Raw genomic sequence first — 14,453 nt, forward strand, 5'->3', positions numbered from 1 at the left:
AATGGATATATACAATGAGCTGCATCTTACTACTTATGCTGCAAGTTCCGGGGATAGCTTCGGCAAGCAGTATATTTGGGCATCAGAATACAACCGTGCCTAAAGGGCAGACCGTTGATGACGTATATGTTGTCGGCGGTGATGTGGATGTGTTAGGTCAAGTTAATGGGATTGTTGTGGTGATCAACGGCAATCTGCACATAGGCAGTTCGGCTAAGATCAATGGAGTTGTCGTTGTAATTGGCGGGGAATTGAACCAGGATCCGGGAGCTGTTTTAGTTGACGATCTATTTGACATTTCCCTCGATAACGCCACTCAGAACAGTCTGCTGCTTGGAGGCGGTATAGTAGCCGGGTTATGGGTGGTGCAATTTGCAGGTAGTCTGCTTATTGTTCTTCTTCCGGTTATGATCTGGATCCTGGGAAAGAAAAAGATAGCTTCATTTACTGAAAAGTTTCAGAATGCCCCTCTAGGCCGTCTTCTATCTACAGGATTCCTAACCGGCTCAGCGATAACGGCACTTTGCATACTGCTGCTTGTTACTATCATTGGCATACCTGTGTTGGTCATAGTGTTAATCATAGCCTTGTTCGCTGTGGCTCTAGGAACAACAGTGTTGAGCTATCGCATCGGCCATATGGTCAAATGGTCGGAGCAGCGATCAGAATGGTTAAAGGTGTTTTGTGGTGCAGCCTTGATAGCTGCTTTTTCAAATATACCTATTATCGGATGGATCCTCTATTTCGTTATTGCTTTGCTTGCTCTTGGAATTTGTACCTTATGGATTGCAGGAAAGCTTAAGAGAAAGGCTTGAGTGATAATACCGTTATTAATTAGAAAGAAGGGTTATCAAATGAAACATAGTCGCAGTATATATATTCCCGCCGCCATTGTTACGCTTGCCAGTCTTGTTTTGATCTTGTACGCATTTCTCGGAGTAACGCATCATGGCCCTCAAGGTGGACCGGCAACAGGCGAAGGCTTATTCAAGACACTGGGGACTATTGCTGTCTGGTGCGGTGCCGTCAGCTACGCGTGGCTTCGCCTGAAGAAGAACCGCAAATCACCGTCTTCTCTTGTCAAGAAGTTGGTCAAGCTTTTCGACCGGCTGCATCAACTGGCAGGTTACGCGTCAATCGTATTAATCGCTGCTCATGGCATATATTTCCTAACGCAAACGAAGATTAAGGACGATACGTATACAGGTATCGGAGCATTTGCATTGCTGCTGTCATTGGCAGTTTACGGCTTTTTGATCCGCCGGGTGAAGAACAAGCATTTGCGCAAAATTCATTTCTTGCTTGCCACTGCGTTTGCCGTTGTTGCGTTCATTCATGCAGGCGGTTCAGCAATTATTGCGATACTCAGCACGATCGTATTCTGGGGGCTGATTTGGCTGATTGAACGGAAGGCTGCTCAGTCGGGTCAGAAGAGGGCAGCATAAATGGGATGGTGCATTCGGAATTAGCTGTGGCGTTTTTGTTCAAACGCCAAATTATTCGTTTTACAGGAATTCTAACGGGAATCATTCGTTTAAAAACAACACGACAGCAGCTGGCTTTTGCAACCGGCTGCTTTTTTGTGTGCTAGAGGAATATGTTAAAAGCAGCGGAGCGATCTATATCAACGATGAATTTCTCCATTCTCTCCAGTTGCGGGATCTCGGCTACATAATGGCGTTGTTTGGGGAGACGATATAGAAATGACCAACAATCGATTGTATTAATTACGGAGTGGGGAAGGGAGAGTTTGGGAATGAGTAGCGAGAAGATAGTGGAGCAGATCAATGAATCCGCGGTTCCACTGATAGACGCGAATAATCTGGATGCTATCATAAATGCGATTGGCGATTCCGATATTGTCCTGCTGGGAGAAGCCTCTCACGGCACTTCCGAATTCTATGCGTGGAGAGCGGAGCTGTCAAAAAAGCTGATTGCGGAGAAAGGTTTTTCCTTTATTGCCGTGGAAGGGGATTGGCCATCCTGTTACACCTTGAATCGATATATCAAGCAATATGCCGGCGCTGCGCCTAACGCCCGGGAGGCGCTGCGCGATTATAACCGCTGGCCGACTTGGATGTGGGCGAACGAAGAGATTCTGCAGTTGACGGAGTGGCTGCACGAGTATAATGCGGCGAAGGCGACGAAAGACAAGGTAGGTTTTTACGGCATAGACGTGTACAGCTTGTGGGAATCCATGGACGAGATCTTAAAGCACCTGGAAAAGACGGGCTCCCCGGAGCTGGAAACGGCACGGAAAGCTTTTGCCTGCTTTGATCCCTATAACCGCGAACCGCAAAATTATGGAGTCTCCGCCGCGTTTTTATCCGAAGGCTGCGAAGACGAAGTGGTGAAGCTGCTGCAGGACCTTCAGGCCAGCAGACACCAGAGCGACAGCAGCGATGAAGCCCTGCTGAGCGATGAGATCAACGCCCTGGTGGCCGTAAATGCCGAACGCTACTACCGGTCAATGGTGCGAGGAGGACCGGAATCGTGGAACATCCGGGATCATCATATGGTTGAAGTGCTGGATCGCATTAAAGCCTACCACGGACAATCAGCCAAAATGATCGTATGGGAGCATAATACGCATATCGGTGATGCGAGGGCAACTGACATGGCTGAGGACGGCATGGTAAACGTAGGCCAGCTGGTCCGCGAGAAATATGGCGAAGAGAAGATATTTGCGGTTGGTTTCGGTACCCATCGCGGAACCGTTATCGCTTCTAACCAATGGGGCGGTGAAATCATGTCCATGAAGGTGCCGGAGGCTATGCCTGGCTCATGGGAGGATCTTATGCACCGCGCAGGGGCTTTTGATAAAATACTGCTGTTTGACCGGAAGGAGCCTCTGTTCGCTGAAACCGTCGGGCATCGCGCCATCGGAGTCGTATACAATCCGCGTCATGAGCGGGGCAATTATGTTCCTTCCGTTATGTCCCAGCGGTACGATGCGTTTATCCATATCGATGAATCGAAGGCGCTGTCTCCTTTGAAGCAAGAGGTTTTGCATATTTGACAGGATAAAAAAAAGGATATTCCAGTTTAGCAGGAATATCCCTTTTTGCATCTTTATACGAGCGCTCCGGCTTGCTGCACAATGGCCATCGCTTTGTCAAAATCCTCTTCCTCGATAACAATGGTCAGCAGGATGTCGCGTCCCGTGATTGTATTGTCTTCTCCACCCGTGCTCATGCCGCTGGCGCTTACGCTTGTCGCAGCGAGAATGCCGGCGTCTCTGTCAGGGAAGTCCCCGCCCAGCGTCAGATAACCGAGACCGGGGAAGTCGCTTGTGATGGGATTCATAATTCGATCTACGCCGTCTCCCGGATAGCCGTCGAATCTGTCAATCGAGCTGTCAACAAGCTTTAATGCCTTGATTTGCTCAAGAGCCTCCTTGGCTTGCTCGGGACTTTTGAAGAAGGCAAGAATATTTTTTTCCGCCATTATATCCCTCAATTCTTTGATGTTTTCTTTTGCCTGCGCATGTGCAGGGAAACAGAAGTCCCATGGGCTATGTTGTACGTAACGCCCTGATTGTATGCGTGGGCACCAAGGTTAAACAATTCCACTCGTAATAGGAACGTATATTGGTATAAAAAACTCTCCTGCAGCGAGAGGACGGTCAGATCCGAAAGGCGCTGGAGCGATTGAGCGAAAGAGCGGTTTATTGAATGGGAAGAGTCCATAAACGCCATAAAGGTTGTTCCCGGATGGCAGTATGTTGCAAGATAAGCAAGCTTGAATCAACGGATGAAAATGCTGAATTAGTTCACTCTAATGATGTGAATGTGAAATCATTTATTCAGTCATTGGAGGATATCTGTTTTGTCATTGGGCGAAGCCATATCTCCACGTCCAACGATGGAGGGAGCCGTATATTCCGGTATTCTGGCCACGGCCCATATTCCTTAATTCATGTCGTCGGTGATCCAAGAATAACGAAGGAGCAGATCAAAGTGGAAAATATGCAATGGTACGAAAAACTGCATGATTATTTTCCTGAGCACGAGATGAAGGATCCTCATCAACTTGTAGACCTGCTTGAAGAGAAAGACGATGTTTACCACATTAAAGAAACCGACAACTACATTATTTTGTACGCGGAATTCACAAATTTTATTTTCATTGATTATCTGCTGGTGACTCCTCATTCCAGAAGCCGAGGGATCGGCACGAAAGTGCTCAGCACGTTGAAACAAAAAGGAAAGATGATTTTACTGGAAGCCGAGCCGGATGATCCCGATTACGAGGACACTCGCAAGAGACTGGCGTTTTATAAGAAAAACGGCTTTAAAAAAGCCGAGAGAATCAGGTATGCACCGGAGGATCTTGAAGGTCATGAGTATCCCATGCATGTGATGTATTGGTCGCCGGTCGAGCTTGAAGAAGAGATCATTATGGGGCGCATGGAGAAGGCCTGCAAAGAAATTCATAACTTTAAATCCAAGCAATATTACGGGAAGATCCTTGTCGATCCCGATACGGCGCTGAAATTAAAGCACTAAGTTGGTCCAAATCCAAAGGAAGGATGTGCTTGAGATGTTGGAAGATCGCATTATGACGTCGTTGGAGAATGTAATGGATCCCGAAGTTGGAGTTAACATTGTCGATCTTGGACTCGTCTACGATATCAAGGCAACGGATCAGGGCAAGGCCATTATCGAGATGACTCTTACCATCCCTGAATGTCCTCTGGCCGATCACATTGTAGACAGTGTCAAAAAGGCGGTCAAATCGGTTGAAGGAGTTGCGGAGGCCGAGGTAAAGCTCGTTTTCGAACCAAAGTGGACGCCGGCAAAAATGAACGACGAAGCAAGAGAGCAGATCCGCGCCCGCCAAGCATCCATGGCCTAACCCTTGTATGGATGGATTCAAAGAAGCTATGGATGGTGTTATAACATCTGACTGGTTTTAGATTATATTGATGATTACTCAAGTGAGTTTCACTAACAAGGAACATTAGTTAAAGACAACAAACAGGCAGCAGATCAATGATCCGCTGCCTGTTTGTTGTTAAGTAAAGGAATTTTAGCATAACTTTTATTGAAACTAAATCGTTTAAAAGGAGTGATGATCTGAAAAAGTACATTCTAAGCATTTTTCTATGTTTAGTTTTACTCAGCGGCTGTTCAGATGATAAATACTCAGGCATTGGAAAAAAAGATATTTCTAATATGGGAACTAACATAACTATTGTACAAATGTTTAAAGGACGCAATGAAAATTGGGCTGCGACGTACTATGTCTACAAAAATATAGATAGCGGTAGCATTTCTGATTCAAGGTTATTTTTAAAATATCTCGGTAAAAAGCCATATCCAACTGGTAAAGTAACTTTGTATTACGATATAGGGGATGGAGTTACTACAGTAACCCCGATCTATAATGATTCTGAGAGTGAAAATGGAATATATGTATTAACCGGTATAGGTAAGAGAGAGGGAGAATCTATTGATTCAAAAACCACAATAAAATTACAGGTATATATCGGTAAAGCTTCTGCAAATATTGAGTTAAAGTCCGTATCATATGTTCTGCATCCAGTAGTAAATGCGAAGTAACAGGAGCAGGCAACTGAAGGCATGAAAAAGGGTTGGGTAAGGATCCCAACCCTTTTATTTAGATTGATGGTGGTTTAGCTAACTTAGTTTGTCTTGAGGAGATATCGTTAGTCAGCTGTCATGGAGGCAAGAAGCTTGTAACGATTAGTAGTACCCATTACCTGTGCCTACACCGCCAACTTGTGGGCCGTAACCGCCGCCCCAGCCGCCAACAAAGCCACATCCGCAGACGATAATCACCAGCAAGATGAACAGTACAAGAATTCCGCCAACTTGATTTCCATGGCCAAATCCGGACATAATTCACAACACCTCCTTACGTCTGGAGTATACTTTATCATATGTGTGGGGAGGTATGATGCTTGGGTATTTGCCTCAAAGACATTCATCTAATTCCATTTGCCTCTCCGTTACAAAGGTCATGGAAGGTTGAATGTCTGGGGTAACTGTGAGAAGGTTTGGCGAAACAACTCGGAAATAAATAAGTAACGTTCAAAAGAAGACTTAACTGAAATATACATTATAAGAGTAGGGTGCATTATATAGGTGTGAATCAGACGGGCCAAACGAGTCGTTTCTACATCAAACGATTCATCTGAAAGCGAATTTCCATCTGGTTTCTTCATTTTATTTTGAAATCAACTCCATTTTATTTAGAATCTTTGACTAACTTAAATAGTTTAAACCAATTAAAGATTGCCCCATGCCATTAGAAGATAGAGACGTAGAGGCCAAAGGAAGGTAACGGAGCGGTTATCGGGCTGCTTGTTACCAGGGGATTATATTCAATTTCATGACAGATTACATTGATACATATTAAAACATTAACACTTCGTGGCTTTGATGGAGAATAGCAGCGGCAAATGGTTGTTCTCTTTCAAGCGCCATTTTCCTTGATCGTCCTGAGCCATGAAACCTGGAAACATATTGTATACGGTGTAAGGAAATTCATGCAAAAAATTTAATGTCAGTCCAGCACCGACAAGTGCGCTTATGATTTCGCCAAGCGTATGTTGCCACTGATAGGTGACGGGATGTTCCATCTTATCTTCATCACCGGTATACGTTGTAGCGGAATCATAGATCCGGACTTCGGTATCGAAATAAGGATTACTGAATTTCAGATGGTTATCTACTGCTTCATAAATAAAGGTAATAGGATGAAGTTCAGCCATATAAAATATCCCTCCCTGCTTTAAGGATGAGCTGATTAACTCTGCCCATCGTGTCAAATCAGGAAGCCAGCAAAGAACGCCATAGGACGTATATACGATGTCGAACAGCTCTCCTTGAAGCAATTCCTTGGCGTCATAAATGTCCGAGCGCAGGAAACGTGCGTGAAGCCCAAGTTTTTCGTTCAACGATTGGGCTAAAGCAATCGCTTCCTCGGAAATATCTACTCCTGTCACATGAGCGCCTGCTCTTGCCCAGGACAGCGAATCTTTTCCGAAATGGCATTGCAAGTGAAGCATCGTGCGACCGGCTACATCGCCGAGCTCAGCCTGATCCAGTCCTGACAGAGAACTCTTCCCAGCCAAAAAAGCATCGATATTATAAAATTTTGACTTGGCATGAACAGCGGTTCGATCGTTCCAATTCAATCGGTTCATATCGCGGTAATTGGTCACTGTTATACCTTCTTTCCAATATTATATTTCGCCAACTGCAAACCAAGGGACAGCCTGTATTACAAAAATAATACTTCTTGCTCTTAAACAATTAAAGAGACTTTATTACTTAATGTGTTTTTTCCTGTTTAGAGAAATGGTAACTCTATTAAGCTGCTGTTTCTCATGGTCTGGAGTGCGAGTTGAACAAGTATTCAATAATTGAGACTGCAACATTCAAGATATTTATGCGTATAACCATCATCTGTTCCAATATTTGTTGTGTGAGGAGAGGGTATGAGTCCATGGGCGGTTTTGGTAATGGCCCCAGTTTTTTTGATCTATTTGCATGTCACGAGTTGAATTAGCGGTGCGTGGCGATAAATTCGGACTTCTGGTAGTCGGTGACAAAGGTATTCTGTCCTATCAGGGAACAAGGTTTAAAAACTTTGAGCGTTGATGTCATAAGGAGGCCAAGCCGTTCCAAATAATACGGCTTATTTATGTTCGCTGCCTCCATTACACTATCGGAAAACGATACTTTAACACGATAACCAATTGATAATATGGGGGTAAAAAGCTATGTATGAACATCTCGTCGTTTTCAAATTTAATACTAATGTCACACCTGCCAAGCAACAGGAACTGCTGGGTCAATTACGCGGGTTTCGGGATCGTATCCCCGGAATTCTCGATATAAGTGCTGGCCTCAATGTAACTGAAGAAAAGGAAAATGTACACGGCTACACGCTCGGATTACGGGTTACATTCGATAGCCTTGAATCACTTCGTTCATATAGACCTCATCCTGTCCATCAGGAATTTGTAAAATCACTAGATGGTCTGCTGGAAAATGTTATAGTAGTTGATTACCCAATGGTCTAGTTCACGTTCACCAACGCCATACTCAGTCAAAAAATCGTTACGCTAACTGGGAACATTAGTTTAAAACAATAAACAGGCAGCTGATCAATGATCCGCTGTCTGTTTGTTGTTGATGTAAATGTCTCAAAAGAGATCCTCCTAGACGGGAACCTCCGTGGGGCAGCTCTTTCTTTGCGTTTTATATAATCCTCATCCAGACCGTTTGATACGATCCACAATTATCGTTTAAATGACTTCCTGCAAGGCAATAATGGCCTACATCAAAGATCATTAGAGGGGTGCGTTTGTATGGACAACAACCCTAATTTGCAAGCTTGTCTGAAAGTAAACATTGAGAGTATAAAAACCTGTATGAATGGGAGCGATGACCTCATTGTTCGTGAGTTTCGCATCGGGGCAGGCAGGACCGAGAGGGACATCGCAATCCTGTATTTTGATGGATTGACCGATGAGAGATCGATAAATCAATTTATCATGGAGCCCCTTATGCAATATGGGAATCTGCAAGGAGATATTGGCTATTCCAAAGAAAATCAACGCATATATTGTGGCTTTTTTATTTTATATATAGAAGTTCTTGTCGTTTGCTCAAGACAAGAACTTCTATACAATGCCGTATTAGGAAAAGAACTTCTATACAAAGCCACTGGCCAATAATGTAACGAGTTATTAAGCGAACGGGGAGGATATTTCAAATTTATCGATCTTCTCTGTGTTCTGGCAGGCAGCGGTGCCGGACGTGCCTCGTAATCACTTTCGTTAAATTGTGACTCGTAGCAGAATGAAACAGACTAGCGTAAAGTCGAACGCTAGTCTGTTTCTGTATGTTCATTTTTCTCCTTTTTGAGCTGCTTTCGCTCAACATGGGCCACTCCCCATTGATGTAAGGTTTCTAAAATCGGAGACAGGCTCATGCCGTATTCCGTGATGGAGTATTCCACTTTCGGCGGGATTTGCGGATAGATGACTCGTTTAACGATCTCATCCTCTTCCAATTCGCGCAGATGGAGCGTAAGCATCCTTTGAGTGATATCGGGCAGCAATCTTCTTAGCTCATTGAACCGCAAAGCTTTACCTTGAAGCAAATGATAAAGGATAATCGGCTTCCATTTGCCGACGATCGAATCCAGCGCCACAACGAATTGACATTGGAGAGGGTTCTTTTTCATACGCAGCCTCCGATACAGTACCTTTTTTAATACTATACCACATTATTGTGCCTACTTAATATATGTAAGTATATATAATATGATTATCCTTGGAAGTGTAATTATTCTGATTACAGAAGGGAAGTTTTGTTCATGGCAATCGTATTGTACATCACCGCTCATCCTCTCGATCCTCAATCATCGTATAGCCTCGCTGTAGGCAAAGAGTTTATTGAAGCGTACCGCGAGGCGAATCCAGGAGATGAAGTTGTTCATTTGGATCTGTACAAAGAGAATATTCCGCAATTTGATGCTGATGTTTTAAGAGGTTGGGAAAAGCTTAGATCGGGTTCATCTTTTGATCAACTGTCTGAAGTTGAAAAGTCAAAAGTGGCTCGTCTTGAGGCGATTGTTAATCAATTCGTGGCTGCTGATAAGTACGTATATGTTTCTCCGATGTGGAATTTCTCGATCCCACCGGTTTTGAAAACATACACTGATGCGACTTCAATTCCGGGCAAGACTTTTAGATATACTGAAAACGGCCCTGAAGGTCTGTTGAACGGTAAGAAAGTCTTACACATTCAAGCTAGTGGTTCTGTTTATTCGGAAGGTCCTTTAGCTCCTCTGGAAATGGGATACAGCTATTTGAATAAGGTTTTACAGTTCTATGGGATTCAATCTATTGAGGCAATTTTTGTTGAAGGAACGGCATTAAAATCACAAGAGCAGGCGCCAGCTATTAAAGAAAAAGCAATTGCACAAGCTAAGGAGGCTGCCAAACGTTTCTAATTGGGGGCATCGTTCTCAACCGGAATCCATAGGAGCAATCCACCAAAAGTGATGTAATGCTTCGATGCTGATTCTGATTACTTTGGGGGAGCCCCGATTGTGACTCAACCAAACGAGGAATGATAGTTAAATAGCCCAATGAATAAAGCTGCCAGGATGCGATCGGCAGCTTTATTCATTGGGCAGGATAATGGGATTGATTCTCGAATTACCTAATAATGGATGTTTTCGGAATCTCAAGTCTGGGAATCAGGAGTTATCAGTTGCAGATTTTATTATCGAGACCTTCTTAAAAACTAAATGTATTGTTTTGCAAGATGGTTTTCTTGAGTTGCAAGAAAAGAATCGTCTTTGATAGCTATTCCGAGAGACGGAGAACGATAGTTCAAAAAAAGCTACCGACATGCAATAGCCGATGATATCGCTTAAAATAAGTAGATTCTAATCCCTCTTAGTTTATTCTAATTGGCATAACGCGCCTGAATTGTCTACCATAGGTACATAACCTTTTTTTCTGCTCCTCTAAAGCTGCCGGGTAACCGCTCTTGAGGAGCTTTTTTTGTATAAGCAACTTGTGTCGTTTATGGGGTCAAGCTCTAGATTAACCTAACTGGGAATTTTAGAACTATTTAGTTTGACTAACCTAATCATTCAACTATCGGTGAACGATAGCTCAATTACGCACGATGGTAGCTGGAGATTGTAAAGTAGGCGGTGATAGTTCGTGTTAATGGGAAGAGCTCTTCCATTTATGCGACATAAATACTGTTAGGCTCCCAATCAAGGCCAGAAATCCTATGCTTATGTAAAAACCGGGCCTACTAGTTGAATGAAACAAAGTAAGGCAAAGTAAGGCATACTGCGTTTGCCTTTACTGGCCTTGGAGAACAAAGAAGGGGCATTTCCATCCTTAGCTAAAGTGACAAGAATTTTTGTAACAGCAAATAATGAAGCAATCATCGTTGAGAAACCAGCTATTATGAAAGCAACATTAAATAAATGAGGGACGAAAACAATCCCGTAGCCTTCCAAAGACGAGACGAAGGGACTTTCCTTTTTCCCAATTGAAGTCCAAGGTGCGAGACTAAGTGCTAGGGTAATCGATACAATATACAGAGCAGTCAGAGTGCTGATCATGACTCGACCGGACTTGGGTGCTTCCTTAGGATCCTTGAGCCGAATCGCCAATAACCCCATAACCTCAATTCCCACAAAAGAGTAAAAGGCATAGATCATGCTGGCCCAGCTTTCCTTAATACCTTGCGGGAATAATGGCAGCGGGCACTTCGGCTCATGTTTGCCTATACCGAAGATTCCCATTAGAGATAACACAGCAATTATGACGAATATTACAATTGCAGCAAGCTTAATAACCGCAAATAGATGTTCCACTCAATGCTCCACTTTGGTGCAGTACGCATGAGATACTGCTCACTAACAAAGTAGTCGAACCATCCTACGCATGAGTTACTACGCGGAGGCACTTATTAATGAAGCACAAATGTCATTAGCACATGGTGTGCTTACAGGTCTTAGCGAAAACAAGGTCAGCTTTGTCTCGCGTGAAGATTTAGCTGCTGCTGCAGCTGGAATGTTGGTCAATGAAGGTCATGATGGAGCAATCTACACAGGAACTGGACCAGAAAGCTTTACAGGTGCGGAGCGTGCAGAGCTCATTGCAAAAACCAGTGGAAAACCGTTGATATTCTTTACACTGCCGCTTGAGACGCTGCAAGGACAACTCGAGCAAGCAGGACTTCCGACAGCTGTCATTACAGCAATTGTAAGCATTCAACAAAACTTCTCTAATGGGGACTTCGATATCGTGACGGGGGATATTGAGAAACTGTCTGGACGTCCAGCGCGTAATCTAGAATCAATCCTGTCAGAATCATTCAAATAATATAAACGTGGTTATAGATATCATGGAACAACTCTTCTGAGTTACCCATGATTTTTTTTTCAATGAATATTACTAGATAAAGTTCTAATGACTGCGAGTTATAAGATAGAGGGGAAATTTAGTTAGATATACTTAGAGCAGTATAAATTTATAAATCCAAGCTTATGCGCACTTTTTTATTGTTATACAATATATAGATTTGGTTTGAATGACAGACTCATTCTTTAAAATAGGGCGTAATCCCTCTTGAATATAGGTTCTCCACTAACTTGAAAAACTCTTCTGACGATAAATCCTTTTGACGCTGGATCCAAAGACGAAATAAAGAAAGGGAAGTTGTCAGGTAAAACTCAATTAAGTATGGCGTTAAGGAATGGTTTTTCGGAACGTTTAATTCTAATTGATCCAAATTGATTTCTTTTTTTAAGCGTTTTAAAAAATGGATACTTCCATAATCACCCAAAAGGGCATTTAGAACCAGGAGATGTTCTCTTTTATCCAGACAATAGAACGTATCTTGAACCGTATGCATCGATAGCTCTTTATTCGCCAATTCTTTTTTTAGGTCATTCAATAAGTCATTTTCAACAGAGTCTAACAATTCGTAAATGTCAGTAAAGTATTGATAAAAGGTGCTGCGGTTAAATCCTGACTTATTCGCAATTTCCTGAACCGAAATTTTCTCAATTGGCTTTTGGCTATATAACTCACAAAAAACTTCTATAAACTTTTGTCTTGTTTTCCCCGTTATTTGGGGTTGCTTTTTCATGTTTCCCTCCTGCTAGCGAATAAGAATATCATCCGACAAATAATAAAAAACTGATGGTTGATCAAGGAATAATAAAGATTTATGATCACATCATACAACATGTTGTCTGATAATCAAAAGGGAATGTTAATAAGTAGGGGTGGTTTTAATGTCAGCAAAACAAGATAGAATTTTAATTTTTGGTGCAGGTGTCATCGGGAGCATGTACGCAATTAAGCTTATTGAAGCAGGGTTTGACGTTAGCCTGTTTGCACAATCCAATAAATTTAAATCATTAAGAGAAAATGGCCTGCAATATAAAGAAAAAGGTACAGTTAGATCGATACAAGTGAATGTCATTGATACGCTCGAAAATGACGATGTATACGATTTTATTTTCGTTACCGTTCGTTATGATCGGTCCGAATCAGCATTGTTAGCGCTAAAAGATAATCAAAGCAAAAATATAGTTACGATGACTAGTAATTCAATTGGATTTTCTTCATGGCTGGATATCGTAGGGGATAGACTTTTACCAGCTTTTCCTGGCTTCGGCGGACAGATTAAAGATGGAGTATTGCATGCTCGATTTCTACCAAAGTTTTTAGCGGCAACTGCATTTGGAGAAATTAATGGTGTAGTGACAGAACGCATAGAAAACCTCGCAAAATTATTTAAAACTGCAAAGCTTCCCTACGTTATTAGAAAGGATATGCAAGCGTATCTAATCACACATTCGGTATCAGACATTGCCATGTTGAGCATTCTGTATTCTGAGAATAATATTATTGACAAAAAAACAGCCACAACCAGAAAGACGGCACGCAAAATAACAGTCACTTTAAAAGCGTATCTGAGGGCAATACAAAAAGCTGGCGTTTCAATTGATCCACCAATGCTTAAAATGGCGCTTAAATTTCCAAACTTGTTTTTAGATCTTTTCTTTATGACATGGCTACGAACTAAAATGGTTAGGGATATGATGTTACCGGATTATGCGAATAATGCTAACAATGAGATTGTGCAGCTGAGAAATGATTTAATGGAATTTTTAAGTCAAAATGATGTCAAATCGAACGGGAAATGATAGTTAAATAGCTAAACTGATGAAGCTGCCGCCACTCAGACTCATGATTATGCGCACGTCAATTCTATTAAAAGTGCTTATCTACTAGTAATACCGCACAAACAAATCTATCAATTTTATATATACTATATTATTCCCTAATATAGGAGATGATATAGTGAAAATTAAAACATCAGCTAAGAGAGTAGTAAGGACTAGCGCGATGAAGAAAAAATTGAACACTCAGTTAAAAAAGCAAGTTCGGGTGAAAAAGACCACTTCGGGTACTGTTAGAAGCACAGGTGTTCTCAAAAAAAATCCGAGTACAACATTTGCCCATACCGAAGTCATGAATCGGAGATCTTCGCCGATAACCGCAACCGTTATGGTCTTTAATTGGGATACCAATTCACCAGTAAGAATTGGTAACAACACCGTTACTATACCAGCCAATTCCCTTAGATTTTTCAATACAAATCTCGCTGGTGTCAACGATCACTATGAAGTAGTTGTCATCCTTTCAGCTACTTCAAATGTTATTGTTAACCATTTCGGAGTGGCTGGGGATGTACCGCAAGATGGTAACATCGTTCTGGATCGTGACCTTATTTCAATTACGTTATAACATGTTATAAAAATGCGCCTATAATTGGGCGCATTTGTCATGTCGGGGAAGAAAAGCAGAAAAATGGGTACGGCATTTTACACTAATAACATCTTGTCAGAATATGATTATTTAG

At 42.3% G+C, this 14,453-nt stretch carries 19 protein-coding genes; 13 read left to right on the top strand and 6 right to left on the bottom strand.

What is annotated here, in order from left to right:
* Positions 1-14 precede the first annotated feature (14 nt).
* The 3 genes from AB4Y93_RS02710 to AB4Y93_RS02720 all read left to right on the top strand — a co-directional run bounded on the left by AB4Y93_RS02710 (position 15) and on the right by AB4Y93_RS02720 (position 3,019).
* Complete coding sequence (locus AB4Y93_RS02710) at positions 15-815, top strand: hypothetical protein (protein WP_441888690.1); 801 nt, start codon at positions 15-17, stop codon at positions 813-815.
* A gap of 39 nt (positions 816-854) precedes the next feature.
* A complete protein-coding gene (locus tag AB4Y93_RS02715) occupies positions 855-1,445 on the top strand; it encodes a hypothetical protein (protein ID WP_441888691.1) in 591 nt (196 codons plus the stop codon).
* 311 nt (positions 1,446-1,756) lie between these two features.
* Complete coding sequence (locus tag AB4Y93_RS02720; protein WP_441888693.1) at positions 1,757-3,019, top strand: erythromycin esterase family protein; 1,263 nt, start codon at positions 1,757-1,759, stop codon at positions 3,017-3,019.
* A gap of 53 nt (positions 3,020-3,072) precedes the next feature.
* On the opposite strand, the gene AB4Y93_RS02725 is transcribed toward AB4Y93_RS02720, so the two are convergent.
* Positions 3,073-3,447: a hypothetical protein gene (locus AB4Y93_RS02725; protein ID WP_441888695.1), complete on the bottom strand. Its 375-nt coding sequence runs from the start codon at positions 3,445-3,447 to the stop codon at positions 3,073-3,075.
* Between the two features lie 521 nt (positions 3,448-3,968).
* On the opposite strand from AB4Y93_RS02725, the gene AB4Y93_RS02730 reads away from it, so the two are divergent.
* The 3 genes from AB4Y93_RS02730 (at position 3,969) to AB4Y93_RS02740 (ending at position 5,564) form a co-directional block, all read left to right on the top strand.
* Positions 3,969-4,508, top strand: coding sequence for a GNAT family N-acetyltransferase (locus tag AB4Y93_RS02730; protein ID WP_441889243.1), 540 nt, complete (start codon positions 3,969-3,971; stop codon positions 4,506-4,508).
* Between the two features lie 52 nt (positions 4,509-4,560).
* On the top strand, positions 4,561-4,857 hold the full coding sequence (locus tag AB4Y93_RS02735) for a metal-sulfur cluster assembly factor (protein WP_441888697.1): 297 nt from the start codon (positions 4,561-4,563) through the stop codon (positions 4,855-4,857).
* A gap of 320 nt (positions 4,858-5,177) precedes the next feature.
* Positions 5,178-5,564, top strand: a complete 387-nt coding sequence (locus tag AB4Y93_RS02740; protein ID WP_441888699.1) for a hypothetical protein — start codon at positions 5,178-5,180, stop codon at positions 5,562-5,564.
* A gap of 144 nt (positions 5,565-5,708) precedes the next feature.
* On the opposite strand, the gene AB4Y93_RS02745 is transcribed toward AB4Y93_RS02740, so the two are convergent.
* Positions 5,709-5,864: a hypothetical protein gene (locus AB4Y93_RS02745; protein ID WP_441888701.1), complete on the bottom strand. Its 156-nt coding sequence runs from the start codon at positions 5,862-5,864 to the stop codon at positions 5,709-5,711.
* Positions 5,865-6,388: 524 nt separating this feature from the next.
* Positions 6,389-7,192, bottom strand: coding sequence for a class I SAM-dependent methyltransferase (locus tag AB4Y93_RS02750; protein ID WP_441888703.1), 804 nt, complete (start codon positions 7,190-7,192; stop codon positions 6,389-6,391).
* A 328-nt stretch (positions 7,193-7,520) separates the two neighbouring features.
* Here AB4Y93_RS02750 and AB4Y93_RS02755 point away from each other — a divergent pair, with 328 nt between their 5' ends.
* The 3 genes from AB4Y93_RS02755 to AB4Y93_RS02765 all read left to right on the top strand — a co-directional run bounded on the left by AB4Y93_RS02755 (position 7,521) and on the right by AB4Y93_RS02765 (position 8,713).
* Positions 7,521-7,631: a DUF2500 family protein gene (locus tag AB4Y93_RS02755; RefSeq protein WP_441888705.1), complete on the top strand. Its 111-nt coding sequence runs from the start codon at positions 7,521-7,523 to the stop codon at positions 7,629-7,631.
* A 122-nt stretch (positions 7,632-7,753) separates the two neighbouring features.
* Positions 7,754-8,056 carry a Dabb family protein gene (locus AB4Y93_RS02760; RefSeq protein WP_441888707.1) on the top strand — a complete coding sequence of 101 codons (303 nt, stop codon included), beginning with the start codon at positions 7,754-7,756 and terminating at the stop codon, positions 8,054-8,056.
* Between the two features lie 288 nt (positions 8,057-8,344).
* Positions 8,345-8,713 (top strand): spore germination protein, encoded by a 369-nt coding sequence (locus AB4Y93_RS02765; protein ID WP_441888709.1) that lies wholly within the window; start codon positions 8,345-8,347, stop codon positions 8,711-8,713.
* Between the two features lie 152 nt (positions 8,714-8,865).
* On the opposite strand, the gene AB4Y93_RS02770 is transcribed toward AB4Y93_RS02765, so the two are convergent.
* The gene (locus tag AB4Y93_RS02770) at positions 8,866-9,225 is read right to left on the bottom strand and encodes a winged helix-turn-helix transcriptional regulator (RefSeq protein WP_441888711.1); all 360 of its coding nucleotides are present in this window, start codon (positions 9,223-9,225) and stop codon (positions 8,866-8,868) included.
* A 132-nt stretch (positions 9,226-9,357) separates the two neighbouring features.
* On the opposite strand from AB4Y93_RS02770, the gene AB4Y93_RS02775 reads away from it, so the two are divergent.
* A complete protein-coding gene (locus AB4Y93_RS02775) occupies positions 9,358-9,996 on the top strand; it encodes an FMN-dependent NADH-azoreductase (protein ID WP_441888713.1) in 639 nt (212 codons plus the stop codon).
* An 801-nt stretch (positions 9,997-10,797) separates the two neighbouring features.
* Here the strand turns inward: AB4Y93_RS02775 and AB4Y93_RS02780 are convergent.
* A complete protein-coding gene (locus tag AB4Y93_RS02780; RefSeq protein WP_441888715.1) occupies positions 10,798-11,388 on the bottom strand; it encodes an amino acid permease in 591 nt (196 codons plus the stop codon).
* A gap of 70 nt (positions 11,389-11,458) precedes the next feature.
* On the opposite strand from AB4Y93_RS02780, the gene AB4Y93_RS02785 reads away from it, so the two are divergent.
* Entirely contained in the window at positions 11,459-11,899 is a 441-nt protein-coding gene (locus AB4Y93_RS02785) for a hypothetical protein (protein WP_441888717.1), read from the top strand.
* A 217-nt stretch (positions 11,900-12,116) separates the two neighbouring features.
* Here AB4Y93_RS02785 and AB4Y93_RS02790 read toward each other — a convergent pair whose 3' ends face one another.
* The gene (locus tag AB4Y93_RS02790; protein ID WP_441888719.1) at positions 12,117-12,668 is read right to left on the bottom strand and encodes a TetR/AcrR family transcriptional regulator; all 552 of its coding nucleotides are present in this window, start codon (positions 12,666-12,668) and stop codon (positions 12,117-12,119) included.
* Positions 12,669-12,816: 148 nt separating this feature from the next.
* Here AB4Y93_RS02790 and AB4Y93_RS02795 point away from each other — a divergent pair, with 148 nt between their 5' ends.
* Both AB4Y93_RS02795 and AB4Y93_RS02800 read left to right on the top strand, forming a co-directional pair.
* Positions 12,817-13,734, top strand: a complete 918-nt coding sequence (locus AB4Y93_RS02795; protein ID WP_441888721.1) for a ketopantoate reductase family protein — start codon at positions 12,817-12,819, stop codon at positions 13,732-13,734.
* Between the two features lie 157 nt (positions 13,735-13,891).
* On the top strand, positions 13,892-14,338 hold the full coding sequence (locus AB4Y93_RS02800) for a hypothetical protein (RefSeq protein ID WP_441888723.1): 447 nt from the start codon (positions 13,892-13,894) through the stop codon (positions 14,336-14,338).
* Positions 14,339-14,453 lie beyond the last annotated feature (115 nt).

The organism is Paenibacillus sp. YAF4_2 (assembly GCF_052113225.1).
In the GTDB taxonomy this organism is placed as follows: Bacteria; Bacillota; Bacilli; order Paenibacillales; family Paenibacillaceae; genus Pristimantibacillus.

Coding starts and splice junctions, on each gene's coding strand:
- AB4Y93_RS02710 (WP_441888690.1), top strand. CDS start 15: ATGAGCTGCATCTTACTACTTATGCTGCAAGTTCCGGGGATAGCTTCG.
- AB4Y93_RS02785 (WP_441888717.1), top strand. CDS start 11,459: ATGAGTTACTACGCGGAGGCACTTATTAATGAAGCACAAATGTCATTA.
- AB4Y93_RS02795 (WP_441888721.1), top strand. CDS start 12,817: ATGTCAGCAAAACAAGATAGAATTTTAATTTTTGGTGCAGGTGTCATC.
- AB4Y93_RS02760 (WP_441888707.1), top strand. CDS start 7,754: ATGTATGAACATCTCGTCGTTTTCAAATTTAATACTAATGTCACACCT.
- AB4Y93_RS02770 (WP_441888711.1), bottom strand. CDS start 9,225: ATGAAAAAGAACCCTCTCCAATGTCAATTCGTTGTGGCGCTGGATTCG.
- AB4Y93_RS02745 (WP_441888701.1), bottom strand. CDS start 5,864: ATGTCCGGATTTGGCCATGGAAATCAAGTTGGCGGAATTCTTGTACTG.
- AB4Y93_RS02725 (WP_441888695.1), bottom strand. CDS start 3,447: ATGGCGGAAAAAAATATTCTTGCCTTCTTCAAAAGTCCCGAGCAAGCC.
- AB4Y93_RS02735 (WP_441888697.1), top strand. CDS start 4,561: ATGACGTCGTTGGAGAATGTAATGGATCCCGAAGTTGGAGTTAACATT.
- AB4Y93_RS02740 (WP_441888699.1), top strand. CDS start 5,178: ATGGGAACTAACATAACTATTGTACAAATGTTTAAAGGACGCAATGAA.
- AB4Y93_RS02765 (WP_441888709.1), top strand. CDS start 8,345: ATGGACAACAACCCTAATTTGCAAGCTTGTCTGAAAGTAAACATTGAG.
- AB4Y93_RS02720 (WP_441888693.1), top strand. CDS start 1,757: ATGAGTAGCGAGAAGATAGTGGAGCAGATCAATGAATCCGCGGTTCCA.
- AB4Y93_RS02715 (WP_441888691.1), top strand. CDS start 855: ATGAAACATAGTCGCAGTATATATATTCCCGCCGCCATTGTTACGCTT.
- AB4Y93_RS02790 (WP_441888719.1), bottom strand. CDS start 12,668: ATGAAAAAGCAACCCCAAATAACGGGGAAAACAAGACAAAAGTTTATA.
- AB4Y93_RS02730 (WP_441889243.1), top strand. CDS start 3,969: ATGCAATGGTACGAAAAACTGCATGATTATTTTCCTGAGCACGAGATG.
- AB4Y93_RS02775 (WP_441888713.1), top strand. CDS start 9,358: ATGGCAATCGTATTGTACATCACCGCTCATCCTCTCGATCCTCAATCA.
- AB4Y93_RS02755 (WP_441888705.1), top strand. CDS start 7,521: ATGTCACGAGTTGAATTAGCGGTGCGTGGCGATAAATTCGGACTTCTG.